This is a genomic window from Companilactobacillus insicii, from assembly GCF_003946015.1.
In the GTDB taxonomy this organism is placed as follows: Bacteria; Bacillota; Bacilli; order Lactobacillales; family Lactobacillaceae; genus Companilactobacillus; species Companilactobacillus insicii.
This window is the reverse complement of sequence record NZ_RHNU01000008.1, coordinates 59,198-85,993: the sequence shown is the minus strand read 5'-3', so window position 1 is coordinate 85,993 and position 26,796 is coordinate 59,198. Positions and strand designations below refer to the sequence as shown.

The window sequence follows — 26,796 nt, the reverse complement described above, 5'->3', positions numbered from 1 at the left end:
AAAACATCCTCTCGCTCTGTTTATTTTGGTTGGTAGCCGATAAACAGTATACCGAAAGGGTGTTTTTTTAGCTAAAGCCTTTACTAACCCCCACAAGTAAAACTTGTGGTTTATTTATCACAATAATAAAAAGCAGGACTCATTAAAACTATGAGTCCTGCTTTATTATCCCCAATCAGGTTCTTAAAGAGCTTCTGATTCTCTCTCTTCATATTCTCTATCTTCTCTACCTACTAATGTATCCAAACTCACATTGTAGACATCGGCGAACTTAATCATCGTGTATATATCAGGTGTTCTAGTATTATGTTCATACTTTGAAATCGTCGTTATATCCACGTGAAGCAAGTTAGATACTTCACGCTCTGAAAGATTTCGCTCTTTACGAAGAATCCTCAAGTTATCTCCCAATTGTAGGTTTTCACCAAAATGAATACTTTTATCCATGATAAAATACCTCAATTCTAATGTTCTTTTTTCCACGCAATAATAATATTATTTCATAATTAAATTTTTACGAACAAAAAAATTATAAACGTAAAAGAAACACATATAAACGTTAAAAATCAAAATATAATTATTAATATCTTGTCATTATAACAAATAATCTCTACAATTATTTAGTTAACCTTGCAAAATAAAGTATAAATAATAAAGGAGATGGATTGCCAGCTATCTATGATATATATACAAACAAACTTAAGTCCGTTAGGCAATGTATTCATCTTATTTGCAACATTGCAATTAGCACATTTTTTTATGCATGATTTTAAATATTATTATTGGATCAGCGATCTCATAATGTCGACAATCTTTGGAATTATTGGATTGTACACTAACAACTCTTTCATCTTATTCTTTGTATTGGCATTATTAGGAATTCATATTTTCAAAAGCAATCCCCATCAAATCAATTATAATAACGGTATTTCAATTGTCATGGCAGCAAATATCCAACTTACTCTTTTTAGTTTGAGTACATTTCTAGCTAGTTTTATTATTTATTTCCAAAACAACACTTGGACAACTGAAGCAATGAAAAGATATCAAAATGTATTTGCTCCAATGACACTAATCATAAACTTCATACTCTTATGTATTTGTGTAACAATAATAAATCATTATGAAGTTAAAATACAACGTGTTAGGAAAAACATTGTCCGCTACCAGCTTGGTAAAAGAATATTTATAATGTTATTCACTCTGCTACTCGCCTTTATGGTAATTCTCATTATAAGTGATATCGAAGAAGTTAGCCCACTTATCCAAATGGGAATACTACTTATATTCACAATTCTAAGTATTTCCACATACTGGCAATCAATTATTTTTATTCAATCATTTACCATGCGTAAAGAAGCTAGTGAAACAGCTGAAAGAATCAAGGAACTTGATGACTATCTAACTAGCTCGCAACAGCAAAACGAGGATCTTAGAAAATTTAAACATGATTTTCAAAATATTATGCTTTCTTTGGGACAAGTTGTAGACGATCAAAGTTCAGATGAAATAAAACGTTATTATCATGAGCTGATGGATCAGCAAAATAGTTTTGAAAATATTCAAACTCACAGTCTATCTGAGCTGCAATCAATAAAAAGCAAACCTATTCAAAGTCTCTTGACTCAAAAATATTTCATGGCAAAATCAAAGGGTATTCACTTAAATTTCGAATTAACAAACAACGACTATGAAATAAAAAAGAATGATCTTTCGATCATTCGAATAATTGGTATCTTATTAGATAATGCTATCGAATATGTTCAAGGGATAGAAAATAAAGTCATCACCTGCGCCCTTATAAATTCCTCCGGCACACTGGAGATAACAATTGATAATTCAATAAAGAATAATATTGATCTTAATAAAATTTTTCAAAGTGGCTACTCTACTAAGACCCATCATCGAGGATATGGATTGGCTAATATCAAAAATATCACTGACTCTTCAGATGAACTTTTTATTGATACCCAAATAATACACAACCACCTAATGATAACCTTAATAGTTTTACAAGACGAAGAACATTAAATTCTTCGTTTTTTATTGCATTTTTTGGGAAGCGCTTACAAAAAATTGCAATTTAAAACACCTCTAAAAGCATTAAAATACCACCTACAAACATCGATCCGCCAACAAAGCCATACCACGATGCCAATAAATCAAATATAAATATTTTTTTGGATGCGCTATCATTAGGTACAGTAAAGTATCCAATTGAGGCAAACAATTGCCAGAATGCTATAACTAACATTGCGATTGCTACAAATATACGTCCCAAGATAATCCCCCTCAGAATTATTTCTTAACTATATTTTGAAGTAAAAAAATAGCGAGGTCAAGACTATTTAGTCTTAATCTCACTATTAATCATTTTCTAGTTAATTTTGTTACAGATTCTATATGATTTGTCATTGGAAACATATCAACTGGAGTTGCATCCCCAATTGCATATGTATCACTTAATAATTTCAAATCTCTAGCTAAAGTTGCTGGGTTGCAACTAATATAAACAATACTCTTTGGCTTGATGTTATTAATTGATTCAATCAATGAATTAGCCAACCCCTTACGAGGAGGATCAACCATTAATACATCAACTTTCTTTTTATCTTTTGCCCATTCGTTTAGAACTGCTTCAGTCTTACCAACAATAAAGTCAGCATTTTTAATTCCGTTGATTGCAGCATTTTGCTTAGCATCTTCAACCGCATCAGCAACCATTTCAATACCAGTAACATGTTTTGCCTTATCAGCCAATGATAATCCAATTGTACCAATACCAGAATAAGCATCAACAACATTTTCCTTGCCAGTCAATTCAGCCTTATCCACTGCTAACTTGTACAACTTTTGAGTTTGAGTTGGATTTACTTGATAGAATGAACGTGGTGAAATTCTATAAGTGTGACCTAGGATCTCATCGTCAATATAAGGACTACCAGCAAGCAACAACATATCTTTTCCTAAGATTACATTAGTAACTTTTGAATTAATATTTAAGTACAATGACTTAACTTCAGTATTAGCCATTATTTCTTCAGAAATAGCCTTGTAATGTGAAATATCACGAACACGTGATACTAATACAACCATCATCTCACCAGTGTAGTATGCACGACGAACCATAATCGTACGAATTTGTCCCTTATTCTTTGATTCTTCGAATCCACGAACATTGTACTTACGCAAAATGTCACGGACACGTTTAATTTCAGCATCAATCTTAGGGTCTTGTATCAAGTAATCTTCCATTGGAATTAGTTCATGTGAATGTCTTCGATAAAATCCTGAAGTTAATTTACCGTTAATTTGGCGAACAGGTACTTGAGCCTTATTGCGATAGTGGAATGGGTCGTCCATACCAAGTGTCTCATTTACATCAATATCCAAGCCGGCTTTTTGGAAGTCAATTTGAATTTGTTTTTGTTTGAACTTCAATTGTTCTGAGTACTTTAAGTGACTCAAAGGTGCAATTCCCGTTCTAACATAAACATTATCAATATCCTCTACACGATCGGGAGATTTCTTAATAATGTCTAGTACCTTAGCGAATCCGTAGCTCTTACCGACTTTTAAAATCAAAGCGTTAACTACTTCTCCGGGCAATGCATTATCCACAAACAATGTGAAGTCATCAACTTTAGCAACACCCTTACCTTCGTATGATAGATCCTCAATTGTTAACTCTAATTTGTCATTCTTATTTATATTTGGTTTTTCCATATTTCATCCTTTGCATAGAAAAAGGGTAGCTGGTACTAGTTTCTCAGCTTCCCTTTTATTCATAGTTCTCTATTCTAATCTAAATTCTTCTCTTCTTCAATGATCTTTTCTCCAGCATCTTTTTCATCCATTGATGAATTGTCGATTGCTTTTAGAGGAATTGAATCAACATTAGCATAAATATTCAAATGTGCATGCAGGTTTGTGAACTCCATGGGAGCATCCCCACCGTACTCACCATCAAGGTTTACCATGATTCTGTTATCATCATTTGCCTTGACCGAAAGTTTTTTAGTCTTAGTATAAATAATCTTAGGATTATAAACATGTCGACCACCATTTAATACTAATGCAATTAAGTGAACCAAATCTCGAAGATTAGTTTCTTTAACAATAATTAATGAGAATGTTCCATCGCCAATTACTGAATTGGGAGCAATTTGTTCCATCCCACCAATTGAATTAGTCAATCCAATTAAGAACATCGTGGCTTTACCATCGAATACGCCATCGTCATATTCAATGTGCATATCAATAGGATTAATTCTTGGAAGCATCTCTGCTCCCTTAACCAAATATGCTAAATAACCAAGAATTGACTTGTATGCTGAAGGTACTTCATAGGTAAGTTCTGTCATAGAACCACCACCAGCAATATTGATAAAGTAATTATCACCAGCTTTTCCAATATCGACTGGTAATTTTTGCTTTTTCAAAATAACTTTAGCCGCTTCAACAACATCATCACGAGGTATCTTCAACGCACGAGCGTAGTCATTAGTAGTTCCAGCAGGAATGATAGCCATTTCTGGACGTTTATCCAAACCAGCAATACCATTCACAACTTCGTTAATAGTTCCATCACCACCAGCTGCAACTACCAAATCAAATCCTTCTTTGGCTACACGATTAGCTTCATTTTGAGCTGAGTTCTTAGTTGGAGTCGTACGAAAGGCGCTAGCTTCATAGCCAGCTTTTTCTAGTATATTTAATATATCTCCTACATTATTTCTCAGCGTCTCGTGCCCTGAGGTAGGATTATAAATCAACCTTGCTCGCATATACTTCTCCTCACTAACGACTATTAAGCTCGGCCATTAGGATTTTGTTAACAACCTTAGGGTTAGCTTGTCCATGTGTCTGTTTCATAATTTGTCCAACTAAGAAACCAACGGCACGATCTTTACCATTTTTAAAATCATCGATTGATTGTTGATTATTATCCAATATTTCCATAATCATAGGCTTCAATACAGCAGGATCTGACTCTTGAACAAGACCTTTTTCTTTGACCCATCCTTCTGGTTCCGTTCCATTACTAATAGTCTCTTTAAAGACTTTCTTAGCAATCTTAGAAGAAATTGTTCCATCAGAAATCAACTTAATCATTGTTGATAAATGTTCAGGTGTCAACTTAGTATCTAGTAATCCAACTTTCTTTTCATTCAAGAAGGCATTAACTTCACCCATTAACCAGTTAGAAATAAGTTTTGGATTAGCACCATAACTTACAGCTTCATCAAAGAAGTCTGACATTTCCTTAGTGTCTGTTAGAACACCAGCATCATATTCAGGAATACCTAATTCATTGATATATCTTGCACGACGCTTGTCAGCTGGTTCTGGCAATTGTGACTTAATTTCATTGATCCATTCTGGCTTGATTTCAAAGTCAGGAAGATCTGGTTCTGGGAAGTAACGATAATCATCAGCACCTGACTTAACACGCATTAAGACGGTTTCCCCAGTCTTTTCATCAAAACGTCTTGTCTCTTGTTCAATCTTTCCACCATTTTTTAGAACAGCGGCTTGACGTTTTTCTTCGTATGCAAGACCAAGTCTGACATAATTGAATGAGTTAAGGTTCTTCAACTCAACCTTTGTACCGTATGTATCTGATCCAACTGGTGTGATAGAAATATTAGTATCAACACGCATTGAACCCTCTTCCATCTTAACGTCAGATGCACCAGTAAACTGAACAATTTGACGAAGTTTCTCAAGATATTGATATGCTTCTTCAGGAGAATGCATATCAGCCTTTGAAACTATTTCGATAAGTGGTGTACCTTGACGGTTCAAATCAACATAAGAATATCCATTGTTTCCGTGAGTATTCTTACCGGCATCTTCTTCAACGTGCAATTCAGCAATACCGATTTTTTTCTTCTTACCGTCAACTTCGATTTCGATATATCCATCATGGCCAAGTGGCTTGTCACTTTGTGTTAATTGATATGCCTTAGGATTATCTGGATAGAAATAATTCTTACGGTCAAAGTGTGTATGGTTTTCAATTTGAGCATTCAAAGCAAGTGCAACCATAACACCTAAACGATATCCTTCTTTATTAACAGTTGGTAATGTACCTGGGAAACCAAAATCGATAACGTTTGTATTGATATTTGGTTCGGCACCATAAGCAACTGGTGAAGGACTAAACATTTTTGACTTTGTCTTTAATTCAACGTGGACTTCTAGACCAATAGTTGTTTCAAAATTCATTAGTCTTCCCCCTTCAATGCAGTTGGTATTTTTTCATAAAATTTATTTTCCTCTTGTAAGGCATAAGCAGCATTAAAGATAGCTTGCTCATTAAATGGCTTTGCCATAATTTGTAAACCAACTGGCATACCATCAGCCAATCCAGCTGGAACCGATGCGGCTGGAAGGCCAGCCAAGTTAGCAGGGATTGTCAAAATATCATTCATGTACATTGCTAGAGGATCATCGATCTTATCACCAATCTTGAAGGCAGTAGTTGTTGTTGAAGGTCCCATAATCAAATCATGATCTTCAAGAACCTTACTCATTTCTTCAATAAACAAAGTTCTTACTTGAGCAGCTTTTTTAAAGTATGCATCGTATGCACCAGCAGACAATGCAAATGTACCTAACATAATACGACGCTTAACTTCTGTACCGAAACCTTCAGATCTTGAGTTAACGAATAAATCCTTGATGTTCTTAACATCTTCAGCACGGAAACCGTAACGAACACCATCGTATCTTTGCAAGTTAGATGAAGCTTCACTAGATGCTAATACATAATAAACTTCAACCGCATGCTTTAGAGCTGGAAGACTAACTTCGTCCACAGTAGCGCCCATTTTTTTGTATGTTTCAATTGCATTATTAACTTGTTTAATTACTTCGGGATTAGTACCTTCATGCCAGAATTCCTTAGGAACAGCAATTCTTACACCCTTCATATCTTTGTTCAAGTTGGCACGGTAATCAGGAACTTCCTTTTCTGAACTAGTACTATCATGTTCATCATGACCGGCAATAGTTGAAAGAACAGTAGCTGAATCTTCAACACGTTTTGACATAACACCTACTTGATCAAGACTTGATGCAAAGGCGATAACTCCCCAACGAGATACACGACCATATGTTGGTTTAATACCAAAGATACCATTAAATGCGGCAGGTTGACGGATTGAACCACCAGTATCAGTACCCAATGCAGCAACTACTTCACCTGAAGCAACAGCTGCTGCAGAACCACCTGACGAACCACCAGGAACTTTTTCAAAGTCCCAAGGATTATGTGTATCACCAAAAAATGATGTCTCGGTTGATGATCCCATGGCAAACTCATCCATGTTTGTTTTACCAATATTAATTGCACCAGCGGCTTCAAGCTTTTCTAAAACAGTTGCACTATAAACAGGCATAAAGTTATAAAGAATTTTACTTGCAGCTGTAGTTTTAATGCCATTACTTACAATATTATCCTTGATAGCAATAGGAATACCTGACAATGAGCCATTAATTCCATCTTGGTCAACTTTTTCGGCGTCTTTTACAGCGTCATCGTTAACAGTAATAAAAGCAGAGATATCTTTTTCTTTATCTTTCATACCATCCAAAGTCTGATTAGTTAATTCTTTAGAAGTTAATTCCTTATCGGACAATTTCTTGTGTAATGAATCGATAGTTTCGTTTAAGTAATTCACTATTCGTCGTCCTCCTTATCAACAATTGTTGGAACCTTGATCAAATTGTCTTCAGAATCAGGAACATTCTCAAACATTTGCTCTCTAGTTTGAGTATGAATTCCCTTATCTTCACGGAAGGTCGTACTTGTATCACCCATGTTATAAGTTGGTTCTACACCATCGGTGTTGATACTTGCCAAATTACTTTCCATGTCAACTATCTTACCTAATTGACTTACAAAGCTATCGACTTCATCATTTTTTAATTTTAGATTTGCTAATTCAGCAACATGTAAAATTTCGTCTTTTGAAATCATTAATTTTTCTCCTTTTAATTTGCATTATAAATATGTGAGAAGAACTTACCGTCAGTACGTGTAACAACTGACTGTTGCTTATCCACAGTCTGAATATTGATATCCAAATCAGCATCAGATGGTAAATACTTCGACGCACTCTGTTGAACAAACTGTGTAAAACTTGTGATTTGAGCTAAACCATCAAATTGTGTATTCACAGTAATATCCATTGATTTGAGGCTTGTACCATCATAATGAGCCTGTGCTGTTACACCAGCTATATTAGGGAAGTAATCCTGAATATTATCCTTAAAGTTAGAGAAGGCGTCAGAATCACCACTATTGATTGCTGATTCGTTATTAACAGTTGGCAACACTTGATTCCTATAGTTTAGTTCTTTCCAACTACCTAAATCTCCACTCTTACTTACTGAGTATTGGAAGTACGTCCCACCAACTAGTGTATCTTGTGGAGCAACTGAATATATTCCAACAACTATAGGGATATTACCAACTTTGTTGATTTTACGTAGACGTTTAACAACTTCCTTGGCTATACGCTCACCTTGGCTCTTTTGATCTTCTTTAGAGATTGTTGTTTTATAAGTTGCACCATACTGTTTCTTTTGGTAGTAGTCAATTTTATTCATTGCAATACCAATAGACATACCAGCTAATTTATATTTACCATTTTGTTTTTGAAGATAATCTTCTTCAAGCATTTGTTGGAAATACATTGGTTCTCTCTTAGTTGGACTAGTTGATCCATTAGATTTGGGATTCAAGCCATCAGGATTTTTGTCAGACTTACGTCCTAACCAATCGGTTACAACGGATGATGTCAAAACTTGTCCTTCTTGAAAAACATATGAATTAGTTGAAAATTCCTTTTTCGACAAATTCAGAAGTCCGCTCTCAAAACTACGACTATTAAACTGATTATTGTTATCAGCAGCAGTAACCCCTGAAATCGAACTAGTTTTATATTTTCCATTACTCATTAAAACATCGTAAGAACTTGAATCAGATGAACTAGCCGTCTGAACCGTGCTCTTACCGCTATTACCACTACCAGATGATAAACTTGAATCCTGTAAATTACCACAAGCAGTCAAAAGAAGCGAGCACATCAGTAACAGTGCTGTAGCTTTTACGAATTTTTTCAAAACTTTTCTCCTACTCCTTAGCATCATCCAAATAATCAGATAATGTTGCTTCATCAATTATCTGTGTCCCTAATTGTTGAGCTTTGGTCAATTTACTACCGGCTTTTTCACCAGCAATCAAAATATCAGTCTTTTTAGTAACTGATCCTGTGACCTTAGCACCGTAATTTTCTAACAATTCGGCCAATTCTGAACGTTTATAATTCATCAATGTTCCAGTTATAACAACTATTTTATCAGTAAAATGTGAATTTGTTTCATTTGAATTGGAACTACCAATAAAACTCATATTAACATCTGCTGCTTTGAGCTCGTTAATTAAATTTTTAACGTCATCATTACCAAAGTACATGATTATACTATCAGCAATAATATCACCCATAGTATTAACTTCTAATATTTGTTCTTTAGTAGCTGTCATCAAATTATCTAAACTGTCAAAGCTTTCAGCCAAAATCCTACCGGCCTTAGCTCCAACGTGTCTGATTCCTAATCCAAATATTAAACGTTCTACTGAATTACTCTTAGAATTGTTAATTGCAGTTAACAAATTATTAATTGACTTTTCTTTAAATCCATCAAGTGTTGCTAAATCATCAGCACTTAGCTTATACAAATCAGCAACATCTTTGATCAAGTTCTTAGTATACAACTGTTCGATAATTTTTGGACCCAAACCATCAATATTCATCGCATTTCTTGATGCAAAATGTGTTAATTGCTCTTTGACCTGAGCTGGACACTTGGGATTAATGCAACGTAACGCTACTTCATCCTCCAAATGAATTAGTTCAGAATCACAGTATGGACAATGCGTCGGAATCTCAGCAGGTACTGAATCTTCAGGTCTCTTGCTCAAGACTACCTGTGAAACTTCTGGGATAATATCCCCTGCCTTATGCAATAAAACTGTATCTCCAACACGAATATCTTTTTGCCTAATCATATCCTCATTATGCAAGGTTGCGCGAGCAACAGTAGTTCCTGCAAGTTGAACTGGATCCATCACGGCAGTTGGAGTCAAAACACCAGTCCTACCAATTGTCCAAGTTATTTCACGAACAATTGATTCTGCTTGTTCAGGTGGAAACTTATATGCGATTTCCCAACGTGGAACCTTGACGGTGTTTCCTAATGAACGTTGTGTAGCTAAATCATTGACCTTCAAAACTACACCATCAATACCATAATCCAAGTCATCGCGAATTTGACCATAACGTTCAATATACTCTTTAACTCCACTTAGTCCCTTAGTAACTTCTGCGGTTGGATTAACATGGAAACCTAATTCTTCAAGAGTTTGTAGAGCTTCACTTTGCGTAGTTACATTTAAATCATCGAAAGTAACAATCGTATAAATGAATGTATCCAATTTTCTGGAAGCAGTAATTTTAGGATCAAGCTGTCTCAAGCTTCCTGCAGCAGCATTTCTGGGATTAGCAAAAACTTGTAATCCTTCTTTTTCACGTTCTTCATTTAAACGCAAGAATTCTTTCTTGGACATGAAACATTCACCACGAACTTCAAAACTTAATGGACGACTTAACTTTTGAGGGATCGTACCAATCGTTTTTAAGTTCTCAGTAACATTTTCTCCGATTGTCCCATTACCACGAGTTGAGCCTTGAACTAATTCACCATTTTCATAAACCAATGAAATAGCTAGACCATCGATTTTCAATTCAACATTATAGTCGACTTCTTCGCCCACATTCTTTTCAATACGGTCATTGTATTCAGATAATTCTTCCTCAGAAAAGACATCCCCCATAGAAAGCATCGGTATATCGTGAGTTACCTTGTTGAAATCAGGTAAGGTGACATCACCGACTAATTGGGATGGTGAATCTGAAGTTACTAAATCAGGAAATTGCGATTCTAGTTCCAATAAGCGATTGTACAATTGATCATAAACATTATCTTCTATTTCTGGAGCATCCTTAGTGTAATAGGCTTCTCGATATTCATTAAGTTTTGTACGCAAACCAGCTAACTCTTCATTAGCTTGTTCTTTAGTGATCTCTGCCATATTCTCCACCTCTTCAGTTATTAGGCTTTTTTAATAGGAGCAAATTCTGCTAACAAGCGCTTAATTCCTTCATTATCAAAAGCAACATCTAGTTCAGCGTTCTTACCAGAGCCATTGACCTTAACGACAGTTCCTTGACCCCATTTTTTATGTTCGACTTTATCGCCAATATTCCAGCTAATATTCTCAGCACCCTGTGCGCCACTGGCCTTTTGGGCAGAATCAACTTTATAGCTAGAATGGAATGCTGACTGATGACGACGTTTAGTAAATGGTAATTCAGAATCTGAGACTTTATTAGTCTTAGAGGTAGCTACGCCACCTGCATTCTTATTGACCCAATTGATATGCTCATCACCAATTTCTTCAACAAATCGTGACACCTGATTACTCTGCAAACGTCCATATAACATACGGCTGTATGCGTTAGTAAGATAGAGTTTCTTTTCAGCACGTGTAATTCCTACATATGCCAAACGTCTCTCTTCTTCTAGCTCTTCTTGTTTCATCATCGCGCGTCCGAGTGGGAAAATTCCTTCTTCCATTCCAACCAAAAATACGACTGGAAATTCCAATCCCTTAGCAGCATGTAATGTCATTAATGTAACTTCTTGTTGATCTTCTTCTAACTCATCTTGATCACTAACAAGAGATAATTCAGTCAAGAACGATTCCAAACGAGTCTCATCAATCTCGGGATCTGGTTCATAAGATGAATCAAACTGTGTAGTAACAGTCAAAAGTTCTTCAATATTCTCAATTCTTGATTGAGATTCAAGATTATTCTGAGCCCTTAATTCGTCAATATAACCTGATCGATCAAGTAAGTGATCCATCAAATCGGTCATAGATATAGTCTTGGCTTCTTCAGCTAAATCATTAATAATTTTTGCAAAAAATGCAAAGGTTTTTCTTGGTTTAGCAGCTAAAGAAGACAATTCAATATTTTCCGCAGCTTCTAATAGTGACCAACTATGTTCATCTGCGTAATTTTGTAATTTATCAATCGTACCTGGTCCAATACCACGCTTAGGGCTGTTGATAATTCTTTGAAAACTCATCGAATCATCCGGATTAGCTACCAAACGTAGATAGGCCATGATATCTTTGATTTCTTTACGGTCGTAGAACTTATGTCCACCAATAATCTTATAAGGAATATTGGCTTGCAATAGCTTCTCTTCAAACGTACGTGATTGAGCATTCGTACGATACAGAATCGCAAAGTCACCATAATTGTAGTTCTTTAATAATAAGTCTCTAATTTGAGAAATAACATATAGGGCTTCGTCAGATTCATTTTGACCACGATAAAAATTAATTGGATCTCCCTTAGCATTATCAGTCCACAATTCTTTAGGCTTTCTCTCAGTATTATTACTAATTACTTCATTTGCAGCATCTAGAATTGTCTTAGTTGAACGATAATTTTGTTCCAATTTAATTGTCGTCGCTTCAGGATAATCTTCTTCAAAGTTCATAATATTTTTCATGTTAGCGCCACGCCAACCATAAATACTCTGATCAGCATCACCTACGACACAAACATTACGATACTTAGCACCCAATTGTTGGACTAACTTATATTGTGCTTCATTAGTATCCTGGTATTCATCAACGTGAATATACTGGAACTTTTGTTGATAGTAATCCAACACATCAGGACATTGCTCAAATAAAATATTAGTTTGCATAATCAAGTCATCAAAATCCATGGCTTGGTTTTTTTCCATTTCTTTTGTATATGCATCATAGCAATTAGCCACAATTTGCTCAAACGGCGATTTAGCATTTTGAGCAAAAACCTCTGGAGTTTGTAAATCATTCTTAGCATTACTAATTGTTCCTAAAATGGCACGCGGATCATATTGTTTAGGATCAAGATTCATACGTTTAAGAATTTGTTTCATCAGAGTGCGTTGTTCAGAAGGATCAGAAATTGTAAACGATCTAGATTTACCCATCTTATCGATGTCGCGTCTCAAGATACGAACGCAGAGTGAATGGAAAGTTGAAACCCAAACATCTTCAGCTGCTTCATCAAGCAGTTTTCCAATTCTTTCTTTCATTTCTTTGGCAGCTTTATTAGTAAAAGTGATAGCCAAAACATGCCAAGGCATGACGTTCTTATCTTCAATCAAGTAGGCAACACGATGAGTCAATACCCGAGTCTTACCACTTCCGGCACCAGCCATAATCAACAAAGGACCTTCAGTTGTTCGGACAGCCTCTTGTTGCTCTGTATTTAAACCTTTTAACATTGCTTCTTCCAATATTTAACTCCTTCAAATCCTTAATATATCAACATTTCATGAAAAACATCTATTTTACATTGTAGCAAATTTTCAATAACAATAATACTATTAGAGCACGTTGAAAAGGGCGTGTCTAAGCACGAGAACTACTTCCGCTTAGTAAACGTGTTTCCACTATATTGCATAGAAATAAAAAAAGACATCTGCCTAAGCAAATATCTCTTATTGCATACTTATTCTAATCCAACTCGTTTGAAAACTTCATCAACATGTTGTAAGTGCCAGTGATAGTCAAAAGCATCATCAATATCAGCTTTTGATAACTTATCAGTCACACGACTATCTGCTTCCAGCAATGTACGGAAATCTTTCTTTTCATCCCAAACTTCAGCAGTCTTAGGTTGAACAATATCATAAGCTTGTTCACGGCTAAGTCCGGATTCAACAAGCTTCAACATCACACGTTGTGAAAAAATCAATCCGTGAGTTAAATTCATATCTTCCATCATCTTATCTGGGAAAACAGTTAAATCTTTAGTGATTTTTGTAAAACGTGTCAAAATATAATCCAATAGCTCTGTTGTATCAGGAATAATGACACGTTCAGCAGAACTATGTGAAATATCACGCTCATGCCACAAAGGCACGTCCTCAAGAGCTGTGAAAGCATGACCTCTAATTACACGTGCTAGACCTGTAACGTTCTCTGAACTGATAGGATTACGCTTATGAGGCATTGCAGAAGAACCCTTTTGACCTGCAGCAAAGTATTCTTCAGCTTCACGTACTTCAGTTCTTTGTAAATGTCTTACTTCAAGTGCGAAACGTTCAACAGACGTAGCAATCAGTGCCATTGTTTGAATGTATTCAGCATGAAGATCACGTGGTAGAACTTGTGTTGAAATTTCTTGAGCACGAATTCCCAACTTCTTACATACCAATTCTTCTACCTTAGGTGGAACATTAGCAAAACTACCAACAGCACCACTGATCTTACCTGCTTCTACACCTTTAGCTGCATGATCAAAACGTTCGATATCACGCTTAATCTCTGAATACCAGTTAGCTAAAACCAATCCAAAAGTAGTTGGCTCAGCATGAACACCGTGTGTACGCCCGATCATAACAGTATCTTTATACTCTAGAGCTTTTTCCTTTACGACTTCTAGGAATGTATCTAAATCTTCACGAATAATGTCATTCGCCTGTTTCATTAGGTAACCATATGCTGTATCAACAACATCAGTTGAAGTAAGTCCAAAATGAACCCACTTTCTTTCAGGACCTAAATAACGTGAAACATCACGTGTAAAGGCAACAACATCATGCTTAGTTTCTTTTTCAATTTCTTTAATTTCATCAACATTAAACTTGGCATTTTTTGCAACCAACTTGGCATCTTCAGCCGGAACTTCACCTAATTCACTCCATGCTTCAGTTGCAGCAATTTCGACTTCTAACCATGCTTGAAATCTATTTTGATCTGTCCAAATGGGGCTCATCTTTTTAGTTACGTATCTGTCAATCATAAGTTATTCTACTCTCCAAATATTAGTTGATAGGATATCTTCCTTTAGTTCATCAGCATCATCTGAAACGATCGAAATATACCCAACATCTCGATCAGCTTCATTCTTAGCCTTAAATCCTGTGTAATAATTGAATTTCCATTGAGCCTTTTCTTGTAATAAATCCAAGCTTTGCGGTAAATTACCTTCAATTATCTTCAAAGTTGCAGCATTTACCATTGGATAAATCTCAGGAATCGGCCAATCGCAAATAGCTCTTATATGTAATTCAAATTGTGAAACTCCAGTAGCTTCTTGATAAACATTTGCTGAATAATTGATACCTGGAAAAATTCTCTTCACATATAAAACATCTGCCTGTGATACTAAAAATCCAATTCCAAAAATGCCCACATAATCTATCTTGTCAGCAATTTTTAAAGCTACCCTCTGCATCTCCGCTTCAACATCCGGATTGTTCTTCTTGAATAAGTAAGAACTCATCAAATGTGAACCATCATAAATCTCTCTGATCATAGGGAAAGTATGAACCTTACCATTCTTACTCTTACTAACCATGATAGAATACTCAGCTTTAGTATCTATCCAAGCTTCTAAGATGTAAGTACCGTTTTCTAAAAGACCAGTAACCTTATCTACATCATCATAGTTATAAAGAACATGACGCCTTAGAACAGTTTGATTCTTTTGAATCGGTTTAATGATACAAGGAAAACCAATTTCCTCTATCGCCTTTTTGATATCATCAGTCGTTACGATTGAAAAAAACGGTGGGACGTTGATATTTAAATCATTTAACAACGTACGTTCAATATATCTATCTTGTACGATTGATAATAGTCCTGAACCTTGGGCAACATTGAATTGTACTTCAAGTTGTGCCAAAAGACTACTATTAAAGTTTTCATCCATATACAAAAGAAGGTCACTTCTATGGCCCAATTCACTTAGATTTTCGATGTTTTCTAATTCACCAACTAAATAATTATCGGCCGCTTGTGTGGCAATGTCATCTTCTTCAGTAGTTAAAAGCATAGTTCTAAAACCCATCCTCTTAGCTTCCAACTCGAACAAATAAGTTTCACTGCCGCCGCCAATTATTCCTAGGGTTTTACCAGGCGCAATAAAAGTCATAAATCCACCTTCCTAATTAGTCATTTTCAGGTTCAAAAATAACTTGTCCATCTTCAAAAGCCTTAATTCTAGCTAATGAATAAATTGGAGTTCCCGCTTTATCAATCATCTGTCTTCCCTTTTGGAAAGACTTCTCAATAACGATTCCGATACCTGCTAATTTTGCACCAGCATCTTCTATAATTGTGTTCAAACCATTAACAGCCTGACCATTAGCTAAGAAATCATCAATGATCAAAACGGTATCGTCACTTGATAAGTACTTCTTAGCAATACTGATATGGTTAGTTGTCTTCTTAGTAAAAGAATAAACCTCAGAAGTATATAGATCGTCGCTCAAAGTAACTGACCTGTGCTTTCTAGCAAATACTACTGGCACACCAAATTTAAGTCCTGTCATAACTGCAGGAGCAATACCTGATGATTCAACAGTAAGAATCTTGTTGATGCCAGCATCTTTAAAACGGTTGTAAAATTCTTCACCCATTTTTTCCATTAACATTGGATCAACTTGATGATTTAAAAAGCTATCAACTTTTAAAACATCCTTACCTAAAACGCGACCATCTTTTTTTATTCTTTCTTCTAGTTCTTTCACTACGTTATCCCCCATTTATAGAATAATTAGAGTCTATCATATTTTGATTTTCACTTGATACCTTCATCATACTTTTTTAAATTATATTTTTGAATAATCCGAATAATTTTACTTGTATATCCAGGATCAGTCGCGTATCCGTCTGTTTGTAAAGCCACAGCGGCGTCAATATAATCTTTTGACTGTATAACTTGTTTGTATTGTTCGGAATTCCATGTTGTTCCATTAACCAACAGTTCAGCATGATCCTTCATTGACTCTCTAAAATCTGAATAGACTCTAAATCGGCCATTAATAGTTATCCATTGACCATTTGTATACTCTTTAGTTTGTAATACTTTGGTGTTATTAGGATTGTCACCTTTCACACCATAGTAGTTATTATAATCCTTTGCTAGCGTACTATTGCCCCAATCGCTCTCCAATATTGCTTGTGCGATCGTAATGCTAGGAAGAACACCGTACTCTTTCCCTAGTGTCACTGCATACGGAGCAAGTTTGCTAACAAAAGTATTGCGTTCTTGTTGAATTTCGACAGTTCTGGTCTCTTCTCGATACTGCGTATAACGGCGATATCCAAAAAATCCCACAAAAATTATTGCAAAAACTACTACCAAAGTAATTACAGATATATTACTGTTATTTTTTCGGCGTCGAGAATTCCGACGACTTGTGTATCTCCTCTTTTGCGGCAATTGCTTAATATTCCTTTTTTGTCATTAGTCTCTATTATAGCTGATATGATACAAAAAAATATGACAATCATATAACAAAGTAGACTTAATGTTATTTTTTGCTTTTTGAATTTTGATAATAAAAAAGCCAGCACATTAAAGCAACAACTTCTAATAATGCTGTAAATATAAAAATACTACGATATCCACTGAAATTAGCAATTCCAGCAGCCATTAGAGGACCAATAACGCTGCCCATCGATTGTGCCGATTGATTGTAACTAAATATGCGACCAAATATTGATTGTGGAACCATCTGTACAGTCAAAATCTGGATTGCCGGTAATAATGCCGCATCTGCTATACCTAGAACAAATCGTAATGATGCAAACTGCCAAACGTTTTGTATCAAACTAGTTAAAAATAAAGTTAAAATAGCTAAAATAAGAAAAATCATTAGATTCTTTCTCGCTCCCATTTTATCAATCATGCGTCCTGCAAAAGTAGACATCATAATGGTTGCTAGTCCCGGAGCAGCAGAAACAAATCCAGTAATTAGATTTAAATGATCTGTACTAGGAAGTAATTGTTTAACAAAGAGACTTACCATAGGTGTAATTGCGTTAGTTGTTGCTTGTATCGCCAAGAGAGACACAAATAAAGCGACAAAAAATCCAGTGCCTACTTGTTTCATAGCTGGGATCAATGGCTGTAATTTGTCTTTACTAATTGGAATAAAGTTTTCTTTTACTCCAAGTAATGTTGAAATAAAAACCGTTGCCATTAAAATACTTGTAACAAAAAAAGCACCACGATATCCAACAATAGTAGCTAGAACACCACCTAAAAGTGGCCCCATTAAAGTACCAGTAATACTACCAGTAACTAATTTGCTCATCACTCGACCGCGCATATTAACTGGTGCTTCTACAGACATCAAGGCATTGGCATTATTAATATATCCTGAAAATGCTCCTTGTAACACTCTAAAAAAAAGTAAAAACCAAACATTGGGTGACAATCCAACTAAGAAAATCGTAATGGTCATCACACCAGAAGCTCGTAAACACATTAACTTTCGACCCCTTTGATCAGCCAATCGTCCCCATAATGGTGAAACGATTGCTTTGGACAAATAAGTCAAAGAAAATGCCAAGGCCCCAAGCGTATTTAATTCAGAACTAGTAAAGTCTCCAAGAGTATCAATATATAAAACGATAAATGGCAAAGTCATAGCATTAACCAGTTCAGTAATCATACTTCCAAACCATAAAACACGGAAGTTTTTCTTCCAAAATTCACTTTTACCACCAGACATTTAATACACTCCCTACATTAAACTTTGATTATAACTTTGAAATGTAAAAATCATGTTTAGGGTTTGTAAACTTTGTGTAAAGATTAAAAAAAGGCACTAAAAAAGCCAACTCTTTCGAGTTGGCTTTTGACTTTAAATGTTATTAGTCCTTAACAACGTTTGAAGCTTGTGGTCCACGATCGCTATCTTCGATATCGAATGTAACGCCTTGACCTTCTTCAAGTGTCTTGTAACCGTCACCTTGGATGGCTGAGAAATGTACGAATACATCACTACCATCTTCGCGAGTAATAAAACCATAACCCTTTTCTGCGTTAAACCATTTTACTGTTCCATGTTCCATCAGACTGTTCCTCCTGATAACTAATATTTGTGCATCATCTCGTGGTACTTTATGGAAGAAAGCCTTTATTAGATAAAACCATTCGAACCATTAACCATTCAAAAATACAACTCTTATATTAACATGTATCCGGAATCATTTCAAACCGTTCAAGGGATTCCGCATAAATAATTTACTATATTTTTTTACAAATTTACTTGTTTTTCATAAGGTATAGAATTCTGTGCCCCTTGTTCTTGAACAGTTATAGAAGATGCCTTACTAGCAATATTCATAGCGCTTTCTATATTTTTTAAATCACTATCCAAATTAGCTGCTAAATAGCCAATGAATGTGTCACCAGCTGCTGTCGTGTCAATGGCATTGACCTTAAAAGCCTTGACAAATCCTTCAACACCTGTTCTAAGTGAATAAAAGGAACCTTTATCCCCCACTGTGATCAAAACGGTGTCTACGCCCGAATCATGCAAAACATTAGCGGCCCTTCGCATCGAATTTTCATCCGTAACCTTAATACCAGTAATAGATTCGGCTTCAGTTTCATTAGGAATGATAATATCAGTCAATTTAAGCAATTCATCTGGCAAGTCTTTTTTGGCTGGCGCAGGATTTAAAATTGTCATCACACTATTTTTCTTGGCAATCTTAAACAGCTCAATAGTAGCCGCAACAGGTGTTTCAAATTCAGTAATTACACAATCTGCCTCTTTAATTGTTTCCTCAGCATTGTGGATATCTTCTATTGTAATAGTCTGATTTGCACCACCATAAATCAAAATACTATTTTGACCATTATCATCCAACAATATATAGGCTTTACCAGTTCCAGAATTCTCATCTTCTGTTACATGCTTTATATCCAGTTGATCATGCTTGAAAGTATCTATCATAAAATCAGCTGCATGGTCTTTACCAACCTTAGCAATAAATGAGGTTTGAGCTCCGGCTCTCACGGCAGCTATAGCTTGATTTGCACCTTTTCCGCCGCCGGCAATAGACTGATCGTGCATGGCCATTGTTTCTCCTGGCAATGGTAATCTAGCAATATTCAAAATTGTATCGACATTAATAGAACCCAATACAACAATTTTCTTCATAAGTTATTCACCTTTTTGTAATTAATAGTATTAATATTTTATCATAATCAAAATAATTAATTTATTACTGCAGACATGTAAGTATTTGCAATTATCTCATTTATTCATACAATACCATGGCGGATATGCGATAAAATTTATACTTTTCAGGCATATAAGTTGTGTTATACTTTTGTCGTAGCAAGTTGCTACCCCAATCAAGCAGCTTGCTGTATTCCGTATTTAGATATCTGCCTCTAGCAAAAAGGACCAATTCCACCGCCGGAATTGGTCCTTTTTCATATACTATCAATTTATTATTCTATGTTAAAAATAAATCAAGGTTCTAACTATTACTTGTCACATTATTATTATCGTATAAAAACTTAACTCTAACGTTTCAACAGATTCAAAAATCACCCGCCTGTAATTCTTGAATCCTCCAGTTAGGTCGAAAATTTTATCACGACATCACTTGAACTAAGTTGCATCTTCTTTACTATCATAAATTCAGACAACCTGTTTTTAGTCAATGAATTCTGATAGATTCAATCAAATTTATCAAAGCTGCATTCCGTATGATATTTAATTAATGAAGCACCATTTTATTAGAATTATCTTCACGTATTTAGCCTTTAAAATGGCTAATTTTAATTTTGACCCACTTTAGGAAAAACTGTCTTACAAAATATGAATCAAAATCACGACGAATTGATAGTATTATAATAACTGTATTAAAGATAGATACCTCGTATAGATAAACACACAATTAAAAAATGCATTAAGTTCTACTGGCATAGAACTAAAGCAAAAGAACTAAAAAGAATCTTCGCAGCTGGCACTGTGAAGATTCACACACAATACAAAAGTTTTAATTTACTGATGAAGTAACAGATTGTTGAATAACATCAACCATAGATACATACATATCTGGTGCTACACGAACAAATGGAATACCTGCTTGAGTATAGATGGCTGTGTCTGAATACCATTTAGTACCAGCAGCAAGTTTAATATTACTATTTTCCTTGAAATTATGATCGTAGACGGAGACTTCGTGATCTTCGGCTACTTTTATTGTTTCAGGGCGTTTTTTGTACAAAAAACTATCGTTTGAACTTAAATAATCATTTGCTGATACTTGATAGTAATCTTTACCATCGATAGTTCTAATATTGCTCAATGACCATGTACTGTTTGCAGGTAAAGTTGAATTTGTTTCCTCACCTGAAGCATTGTACAAATTAGCTGAATTAGAATCAACTTGTACTTTGTAACTTGAACTTACACTCTTTGCTTGAGTTGTAGTTGTGGGTGCAACAGCTGCGCCGGTACTTAATAAAGCCATAGCTAATAAAGCAATCGCATTTTTTTTCATAATAATTTCCTCGTATAAATAGATTTTTGAATTCGATAAAAATAACACACAAATTAAAGCACACAAAAAGTTCTACTGGCATAGAACTAATTACACATACACACACAATAAAATTGATCGATTGGCATTTCGTCCAATACTATTGTTAACCTTATAGTACAAAATTTACTAAACAATTTCAATACATATGGTCTATTTACTGCTATAATTTTTTTAATAATTTGCATAAAAAGTAAAAAAGAACAATAAACTGAGTAATTTAACTCAATTTATTGTTCTTTTTTGTTCATAGCATGTTTAAACCATTTTATCTAGTAATTTTTGATCATTTATAAACTTTGCAAAATAATAAGCTGAATCTCTTAATTCACGGTATTCTTGCTTTTTATCTTCATCTTTTTCGATAGATTCTGCAGCGTAGTAATATAAGAAGTCCAAAAAATAGGTCGTATGTTTTTCCTTTGCTAAATTAATTCCTTTTAAGCAAAATTCCCATGATTTTTCTGGAATATTTAACTTGATATACGCATTTGCCAATGACTTACAAATATAAATCAGCTCAATCTCATTAGCATTTGCAATTTGAAGGTTTTCTTTAGTCGCATCTTCAATCATTTCAAAATAATATTGTGCGCGATCCTTATGACCTTGTTTCATATAATTCATACCCTTAAATAAATACGTCAACAAAGTATAAACATCATAAACATCTGATTTTGTTAACTGTAACACTTTATCTAAAGTAAATAATGAGTTATCGTAGTCGTCATTTTCATACTCAAGCGCACCCTTAATCAGGTTAACTTGCTTCAAATCTCCATCACTCATTTTGCTATGAAGCATAGATAATTTTTCTGATATTTCATTGGTATTATCTAATAACAGATCCCTCTCTAATGCATCAAGGATACTTTCTTCTTCAGATGTAGAATTACTTGAAAAATCACTAAAAACATCATTCAAGCTTAATTCCAATTTTAAACATAATTTAGTAAGGATATTCACTGTTGGAGAAATATTATGTTTTTCGATCTTACTTATAGTATTTTGAGTACAAATATCTGCAGCCAGTTCCGTTTGTGTCAGATGCATACTTCTTCTTTTGTCATAGATAACTGATCCTAGAAACATTCTTCTCACTCCTATTGTTGGGATACATTATTACTTATAATACCACACAGGATATTAAATAGTCCTTTTATGCTTATTAAGTTTTTTACTACCTATATTATGTTAATATTCAAGTACATGAAATGATTTACCTTGAGGTTAATTTTTGATTTTTTTTTAAACCTTTTATTTATAAGTAAGTAGAGAATAACACGTAATGATTTATTTAAACAATATAGCTTATCAAAGTATTGATTTTATAACTAATTTACTTTTTTTCATATTAGTTTTTATTATAATCCCACAAATACGTATAAAGTCAAATGTGATACTAGCCATTGTGGCCAGTATCACATTTAGCTTTATAGACCTATATCATGATAATATGAGCATTTTACTGCTTATTATTTCGTATTTCTTCTTATTTCGCCATTATAAGTTAAAACTCATTAATAAAATACTTTTTTTACTAACTAGTATATTTATAGTCGCGTTCTCGCAAAGTTTGGCTTGGGTAATTCCGAGTAAACTATTCGATATTCACAGCCAAATGATCTTAATCTTACTATGCAGTGTAATTCTTACCTACGTACTCTCATTAAGCTTCCTGTATCTTGGTATTTTTATTGTGAATCGATGGAGAAAATTTATTAATTTCAATGATCCCATTATCATCACTGTCTTAACTTCAGCGATGTTGATTTTATTTATTGGGTTTCTCAGTTTCACGACAATTTCTAGAATTTTAAAAATTCAACTAGCATATATACGCATAAACGTCATTTTAACCGTAATCATATTTATTTTCATTTTTCTCGGAACTTTGTACTATATTGCTGGGTACCTCAAACAGAAACGTGCCATACGGGAATTGGAAAAAATCAAAGAAAATAGTTTGTATATTAAAGAACTCGAAGATAATTTCAATGACATGCGCAAGTTTAAACATGATTACAAAAATCTTCTACTATCGCTGTCCGTTTTATTAAACAACGACGACGATACAAATGCTCGAGAAAAAATCAAAGATTTATTACACGATTCAACTATAAATACTAATGACATCTCAAAATTGAATAACCCTCGTTTATTCAAAATAAAAGATGAATTAGTCAGAGGAATCATTATTAGTAAGATTATTACAGCTAATAATTTGAATATTACTACAACCACTGAAATAGATACTGATTTAAGTATTTCTAGAAATGATTCAGTATCTATCACGAGAATACTTGGCATCCTCTTCGACAACGCTATTGAGGCTTGTCAAAAAAACTCAGATCCAACTATAAGGTTTGCGTTGATAAATGTTGAAAATGCTACTGAATATATAATTGTCAATAACACCTCACCCAATACAAAAATCGATCTAAATAAAATTTTTATGAACGGTTTTTCCACCAAAGAGAATCACAATGGTATTGGCCTAGCCAATGTTCAAGAACTAGTAGATAAAAAGCCAAATTTCTTTTTACATACCAAGTTTGAAAATGATGAATTTACCGTCATTTTAACGATTGAAAAGGAGAATTAGATTTTGTTAAACGTTGCTATATGTGAAGATAACCTGGAATTAATTGATGTATATCGATTAATTTTTAAAAATTACATGAAGGATCATCCAGAACACGAAATGCGTATTGTCATTTCTACTGGAAATCCTACTGAATTTGAAAACTATATTAAATATCGTAGTGATAACAATGATATGTTCTACCTAATCGATATTGAATTTGCCGATTCACAAACCAAGGGTATTGACTTAGCTGAGGAAATCCGTAGGAATGATGCTACCGCAAAAATTGTTTTTATTACGACGCATGAAGAATTGGCCTATTTAACATTTAAGCGAAAAATCGAACCTCTCGACTACATCAAAAAAGAAGACGGAATCAAATCTATGAATGAATCACTGTACAAAGATTTGGATCTTACATTCCAAAGGCTACACGAGCTGAAATCTCAGCGTAAAAAGATGTTTCATTATAGTTTGGGCTCAAGAGACTACACCATCGACGTCAAAGATATTAATTATCTGGAAACTTCATCGAGTTCTCACAAAGTATTTCTCCACAGTTTAACTGAAATAACCGAATTCCGTGGCAACTTAAATTCCATCGAGGAAGAATTTTCCAATTTGTACCGTGCGCACAAGAGTATCCTAGTAAATCTTGATAATATCCATTCGATAGATTCATTGAATAAAATGATTTACTTCAACGATGGCTCAAGCTGTGAGGTATCCCGTAGAAAATTACCTGGACTTAAACGCCAAATGGCACAGTAGAATAAACTACTGTGTCATTTTTTTGTTCTTAAAATACTTGCGTAAAGCTTTCTGAAGTTACTTCATAAAACGGAACATATTCATTCGTTGCAACTCTGGCGAAAGGCATGCCAGATGAACTGTAAATAACAGTGTCAGAATACCAGTAAGTATTGGATTTCAGAGCGACTTCTGAACTCTCCTTCAAATTATAATCGAATACGGGTACCTCACCACTTGAATCGGAAACTTCGATTACCTCAGGACGTTTTTGGTACAAAAAGCTTTCTCTTGAGCTTAAATATTCATCTGAGCCTACACGAAATAATTCTGTCCCATCAGTCTCATCTAAGATCTTACCTATCTTCCAAGTACTTCTATAAGGTAAAGACTCTTCTAAATTGCTGCCAGTTGAACTATATAAACTAGCGGGATCGGCTGTTACTTCCGCATAATAACCAGCTTGAGTTACTGATTCAGCTTTAACTGTGCTGTAATGCATTGAAGAAAATCCCAAAAGAAACAAAGATACTATCAGCCCAATAATAGTTTTCTTTTTCATTTTTTCGTCTTCCTTTATCTTAGATTACAGCAGAGTTTATTCGCCTTTATATCAAAATACAAAACTTTTGCATACAATAAATTAAATTTTATTTTTAAAATTATAATTATTGTACGATTTGTAATTAAAAAATCGATATAAATCAACTTATTATTGAGTTTTGACAAATCTATCTAAGACGGTCCAGTTAAATATCTTTACTTTTTGACGCAAAAAAAATAGAAATGCTATTAAGCATTTCTATTTTTGCATTTATGCGGGTAAGAAGATTCGAACTTCCACGGAGAAAACAAAACAAAAAGCAGATTGGAATGTTATTATATCAGGCTTTCACACTCTCTATTTCTGCTTATTCGAACCTAATTCATGCTAAAAAGTCATCATTGCTATCATCATTGACATCTCGAATTATCAAACACAGTCAGAATTGTTCAATGTTGTTCAGCGTTCTCAAACGCTTGTCATCATTTGTCATCAAAAATATCGTAGTAATAGTCATCATTGCTATCATCATTAGATATTCGAGGCGTTTATACTTACTGTTACAGGGCTTTTTATAACTCTGTTTTAGCCAAAAGTTAAGTGATATTTTTTGTCCGCGAGGGTGTACAAATTGAAAAAGGGAACTATGAACAACAGCATCTTATTAATTTAGAAAGATAGCTCGTTGTCTTCAACACCGAATTACTATTCTTAAAGAGCAATATATTGACAATAAGTACAACAATATTTTAACAATCAAAAAGAGCACTTATTGTCTTCAACACCGACCTACCAGTCTAGTTGATTCAATAAGTGCTCTTCTCATATTAATAACTTATATTAGTTAATTACCTGAATGCATCCGCAACCTCGTCCATCTTTTTATTCATTGTATCAACAATGCTTGCCATGTCTTCAATACTTAACTGACCTTTTAGCAACCTAAGATTTTCAATGATAACATCAAACTGACGGTTAATAATACTATTCAAGTTATCAACTTTATTTGATGAACAAAGTTTAAAATGACCTTTGCTGTCTTTTACTACGCTTAAATCGTCTACTTTGCCTAATTTAGCTTTGGTCTGAATGTTCAACAATTGACCTACGGTTATGAAGTTGTCCTCATCATTGTTATTTAGCTCAATAAACAATTCTTTGGTACTCATACCTCTGCCTTCACTCTTCAATAGTTCAATTACCCTATTTAATACTTCATTACTACTTAAAGTAGCTTTATTTTTAAATTCTGACATATGTTTTACCTCACATTTACTTAATTTGTCTTTGAAAGTATAACGTCAAGTTAAAGTCATTTGTCATAATCGTTATCATCTTCGCAAAGTAATTATATAAGATATTGTTCGACATTTCTTCGTACATCTTCGACACACAAGTCATGGTTGA

24 protein-coding genes are annotated in these 26,796 nt (G+C 34.3%); 3 read left to right on the top strand and 21 right to left on the bottom strand.

The genetic code is table 11. From position 1 onward, the window contains the following. Positions 1–183: 183 nt before the first annotated feature. The gene (locus tag EKM79_RS04100; RefSeq protein ID WP_125566160.1) at positions 184–447 is read right to left on the bottom strand and encodes a helix-turn-helix domain-containing protein; all 264 of its coding nucleotides are present in this window, start codon (positions 445–447) and stop codon (positions 184–186) included. 231 nt (positions 448–678) lie between these two features. Here EKM79_RS04100 and EKM79_RS04095 point away from each other — a divergent pair, with 231 nt between their 5' ends. Next, positions 679–2,031: a sensor histidine kinase gene (locus tag EKM79_RS04095; RefSeq protein WP_211331269.1), complete on the top strand. Its 1,353-nt coding sequence runs from the start codon at positions 679–681 to the stop codon at positions 2,029–2,031. 52 nt (positions 2,032–2,083) lie between these two features. Here EKM79_RS04095 and EKM79_RS04090 read toward each other — a convergent pair whose 3' ends face one another. From EKM79_RS04090 to EKM79_RS04005, 18 genes are all read right to left on the bottom strand, one after another. Beyond that, entirely contained in the window at positions 2,084–2,281 is a 198-nt protein-coding gene (locus EKM79_RS04090; RefSeq protein ID WP_125566156.1) for a hypothetical protein, read from the bottom strand. Between the two features lie 89 nt (positions 2,282–2,370). After that, positions 2,371–3,726: a 23S rRNA (uracil(1939)-C(5))-methyltransferase RlmD gene (rlmD, locus tag EKM79_RS04085; protein WP_125566154.1), complete on the bottom strand. Its 1,356-nt coding sequence runs from the start codon at positions 3,724–3,726 to the stop codon at positions 2,371–2,373. Between the two features lie 74 nt (positions 3,727–3,800). After that, positions 3,801–4,787, bottom strand: coding sequence for a diacylglycerol kinase (locus EKM79_RS04080; protein WP_125566151.1), 987 nt, complete (start codon positions 4,785–4,787; stop codon positions 3,801–3,803). A gap of 13 nt (positions 4,788–4,800) precedes the next feature. Continuing rightward, positions 4,801–6,231: an Asp-tRNA(Asn)/Glu-tRNA(Gln) amidotransferase subunit GatB gene (gene gatB / locus EKM79_RS04075; RefSeq protein ID WP_125566149.1), complete on the bottom strand. Its 1,431-nt coding sequence runs from the start codon at positions 6,229–6,231 to the stop codon at positions 4,801–4,803. Continuing rightward, on the bottom strand, positions 6,231–7,688 hold the full coding sequence (gene gatA, locus EKM79_RS04070; protein ID WP_125566147.1) for an Asp-tRNA(Asn)/Glu-tRNA(Gln) amidotransferase subunit GatA: 1,458 nt from the start codon (positions 7,686–7,688) through the stop codon (positions 6,231–6,233). Before gatA ends, gatB begins: the two co-directional genes overlap by 1 nt. Continuing rightward, a complete protein-coding gene (gatC, locus tag EKM79_RS04065) occupies positions 7,688–7,987 on the bottom strand; it encodes an Asp-tRNA(Asn)/Glu-tRNA(Gln) amidotransferase subunit GatC (RefSeq protein WP_125566145.1) in 300 nt (99 codons plus the stop codon). The genes gatA and gatC overlap by 1 nt, the downstream gene beginning before the upstream one ends. Before the next feature lie 14 nt (positions 7,988–8,001). Beyond that, complete coding sequence (locus EKM79_RS04060; RefSeq protein WP_211331268.1) at positions 8,002–9,135, bottom strand: CamS family sex pheromone protein; 1,134 nt, start codon at positions 9,133–9,135, stop codon at positions 8,002–8,004. A gap of 10 nt (positions 9,136–9,145) precedes the next feature. After that, complete coding sequence (gene ligA / locus EKM79_RS04055; protein WP_125566143.1) at positions 9,146–11,164, bottom strand: NAD-dependent DNA ligase LigA; 2,019 nt, start codon at positions 11,162–11,164, stop codon at positions 9,146–9,148. Positions 11,165–11,184: 20 nt separating this feature from the next. Beyond that, positions 11,185–13,425: a DNA helicase PcrA gene (gene pcrA, locus EKM79_RS04050; RefSeq protein ID WP_125566162.1), complete on the bottom strand. Its 2,241-nt coding sequence runs from the start codon at positions 13,423–13,425 to the stop codon at positions 11,185–11,187. 227 nt (positions 13,426–13,652) lie between these two features. Next, entirely contained in the window at positions 13,653–14,948 is a 1,296-nt protein-coding gene (gene purB, locus EKM79_RS04045; protein ID WP_125566141.1) for an adenylosuccinate lyase, read from the bottom strand. 3 nt (positions 14,949–14,951) lie between these two features. Next, positions 14,952–16,082 carry an ATP-grasp domain-containing protein gene (locus EKM79_RS04040; protein WP_125566139.1) on the bottom strand — a complete coding sequence of 377 codons (1,131 nt, stop codon included), beginning with the start codon at positions 16,080–16,082 and terminating at the stop codon, positions 14,952–14,954. Between the two features lie 16 nt (positions 16,083–16,098). Then, complete coding sequence (locus tag EKM79_RS04035; protein WP_125566137.1) at positions 16,099–16,680, bottom strand: xanthine phosphoribosyltransferase; 582 nt, start codon at positions 16,678–16,680, stop codon at positions 16,099–16,101. Positions 16,681–16,730: 50 nt separating this feature from the next. After that, on the bottom strand, positions 16,731–17,297 hold the full coding sequence (locus tag EKM79_RS04030) for a glycoside hydrolase family 73 protein (RefSeq protein WP_246005618.1): 567 nt from the start codon (positions 17,295–17,297) through the stop codon (positions 16,731–16,733). A gap of 169 nt (positions 17,298–17,466) precedes the next feature. Then, on the bottom strand, positions 17,467–18,672 hold the full coding sequence (locus EKM79_RS04025) for an MFS transporter (RefSeq protein ID WP_125566133.1): 1,206 nt from the start codon (positions 18,670–18,672) through the stop codon (positions 17,467–17,469). A gap of 142 nt (positions 18,673–18,814) precedes the next feature. Then, entirely contained in the window at positions 18,815–19,015 is a 201-nt protein-coding gene (locus EKM79_RS04020; RefSeq protein ID WP_125566131.1) for a cold-shock protein, read from the bottom strand. A gap of 185 nt (positions 19,016–19,200) precedes the next feature. Continuing rightward, complete coding sequence (rbsK, locus tag EKM79_RS04015; RefSeq protein WP_125566129.1) at positions 19,201–20,112, bottom strand: ribokinase; 912 nt, start codon at positions 20,110–20,112, stop codon at positions 19,201–19,203. A gap of 850 nt (positions 20,113–20,962) precedes the next feature. Continuing rightward, positions 20,963–21,469, bottom strand: coding sequence for an SLAP domain-containing protein (locus tag EKM79_RS04010; protein ID WP_125566127.1), 507 nt, complete (start codon positions 21,467–21,469; stop codon positions 20,963–20,965). 297 nt (positions 21,470–21,766) lie between these two features. Next, on the bottom strand, positions 21,767–22,600 hold the full coding sequence (locus tag EKM79_RS04005; RefSeq protein WP_125566125.1) for a helix-turn-helix domain-containing protein: 834 nt from the start codon (positions 22,598–22,600) through the stop codon (positions 21,767–21,769). Between the two features lie 850 nt (positions 22,601–23,450). Here EKM79_RS04005 and EKM79_RS12195 point away from each other — a divergent pair. Next, positions 23,451–24,113 carry a GHKL domain-containing protein gene (locus tag EKM79_RS12195; RefSeq protein ID WP_211331267.1) on the top strand — a complete coding sequence of 221 codons (663 nt, stop codon included), beginning with the start codon at positions 23,451–23,453 and terminating at the stop codon, positions 24,111–24,113. A 3-nt stretch (positions 24,114–24,116) separates the two neighbouring features. Continuing rightward, on the top strand, positions 24,117–24,866 hold the full coding sequence (locus EKM79_RS03995) for a LytR/AlgR family response regulator transcription factor (RefSeq protein WP_125566122.1): 750 nt from the start codon (positions 24,117–24,119) through the stop codon (positions 24,864–24,866). 28 nt (positions 24,867–24,894) lie between these two features. Here EKM79_RS03995 and EKM79_RS03990 read toward each other — a convergent pair whose 3' ends face one another. Beyond that, positions 24,895–25,407 (bottom strand): hypothetical protein, encoded by a 513-nt coding sequence (locus tag EKM79_RS03990; RefSeq protein WP_125566120.1) that lies wholly within the window; start codon positions 25,405–25,407, stop codon positions 24,895–24,897. Between the two features lie 830 nt (positions 25,408–26,237). Then, a complete protein-coding gene (locus EKM79_RS03985; protein ID WP_125566118.1) occupies positions 26,238–26,645 on the bottom strand; it encodes a hypothetical protein in 408 nt (135 codons plus the stop codon). Positions 26,646–26,796: the final 151 nt, after the last annotated feature.

Bases quoted from the DNA above. Each gene is read 5' to 3' on its own strand.
- EKM79_RS04020 (WP_125566131.1), bottom strand. From the start codon at position 19,015: ATGGAACATGGAACAGTAAAATGGTTTAACGCAGAAAAGGGTTATGGT.
- EKM79_RS03990 (WP_125566120.1), bottom strand. From the start codon at position 25,407: ATGAAAAAGAAAACTATTATTGGGCTGATAGTATCTTTGTTTCTTTTG.
- purB (WP_125566141.1), bottom strand. From the start codon at position 14,948: ATGATTGACAGATACGTAACTAAAAAGATGAGCCCCATTTGGACAGAT.
- EKM79_RS04005 (WP_125566125.1), bottom strand. From the start codon at position 22,600: ATGTTTCTAGGATCAGTTATCTATGACAAAAGAAGAAGTATGCATCTG.
- ligA (WP_125566143.1), bottom strand. From the start codon at position 11,164: ATGGCAGAGATCACTAAAGAACAAGCTAATGAAGAGTTAGCTGGTTTG.
- EKM79_RS04095 (WP_211331269.1), top strand. From the start codon at position 679: ATGATATATATACAAACAAACTTAAGTCCGTTAGGCAATGTATTCATC.
- EKM79_RS04100 (WP_125566160.1), bottom strand. From the start codon at position 447: ATGGATAAAAGTATTCATTTTGGTGAAAACCTACAATTGGGAGATAAC.
- EKM79_RS04010 (WP_125566127.1), bottom strand. From the start codon at position 21,469: ATGAAAAAAAATGCGATTGCTTTATTAGCTATGGCTTTATTAAGTACC.
- EKM79_RS04040 (WP_125566139.1), bottom strand. From the start codon at position 16,082: ATGACTTTTATTGCGCCTGGTAAAACCCTAGGAATAATTGGCGGCGGC.
- pcrA (WP_125566162.1), bottom strand. From the start codon at position 13,425: ATGTTAAAAGGTTTAAATACAGAGCAACAAGAGGCTGTCCGAACAACT.
- EKM79_RS04025 (WP_125566133.1), bottom strand. From the start codon at position 18,672: ATGTCTGGTGGTAAAAGTGAATTTTGGAAGAAAAACTTCCGTGTTTTA.
- rlmD (WP_125566154.1), bottom strand. From the start codon at position 3,726: ATGGAAAAACCAAATATAAATAAGAATGACAAATTAGAGTTAACAATT.
- EKM79_RS03985 (WP_125566118.1), bottom strand. From the start codon at position 26,645: ATGTCAGAATTTAAAAATAAAGCTACTTTAAGTAGTAATGAAGTATTA.
- gatC (WP_125566145.1), bottom strand. From the start codon at position 7,987: ATGATTTCAAAAGACGAAATTTTACATGTTGCTGAATTAGCAAATCTA.
- rbsK (WP_125566129.1), bottom strand. From the start codon at position 20,112: ATGAAGAAAATTGTTGTATTGGGTTCTATTAATGTCGATACAATTTTG.
- gatB (WP_125566149.1), bottom strand. From the start codon at position 6,231: ATGAATTTTGAAACAACTATTGGTCTAGAAGTCCACGTTGAATTAAAG.
- EKM79_RS04080 (WP_125566151.1), bottom strand. From the start codon at position 4,787: ATGCGAGCAAGGTTGATTTATAATCCTACCTCAGGGCACGAGACGCTG.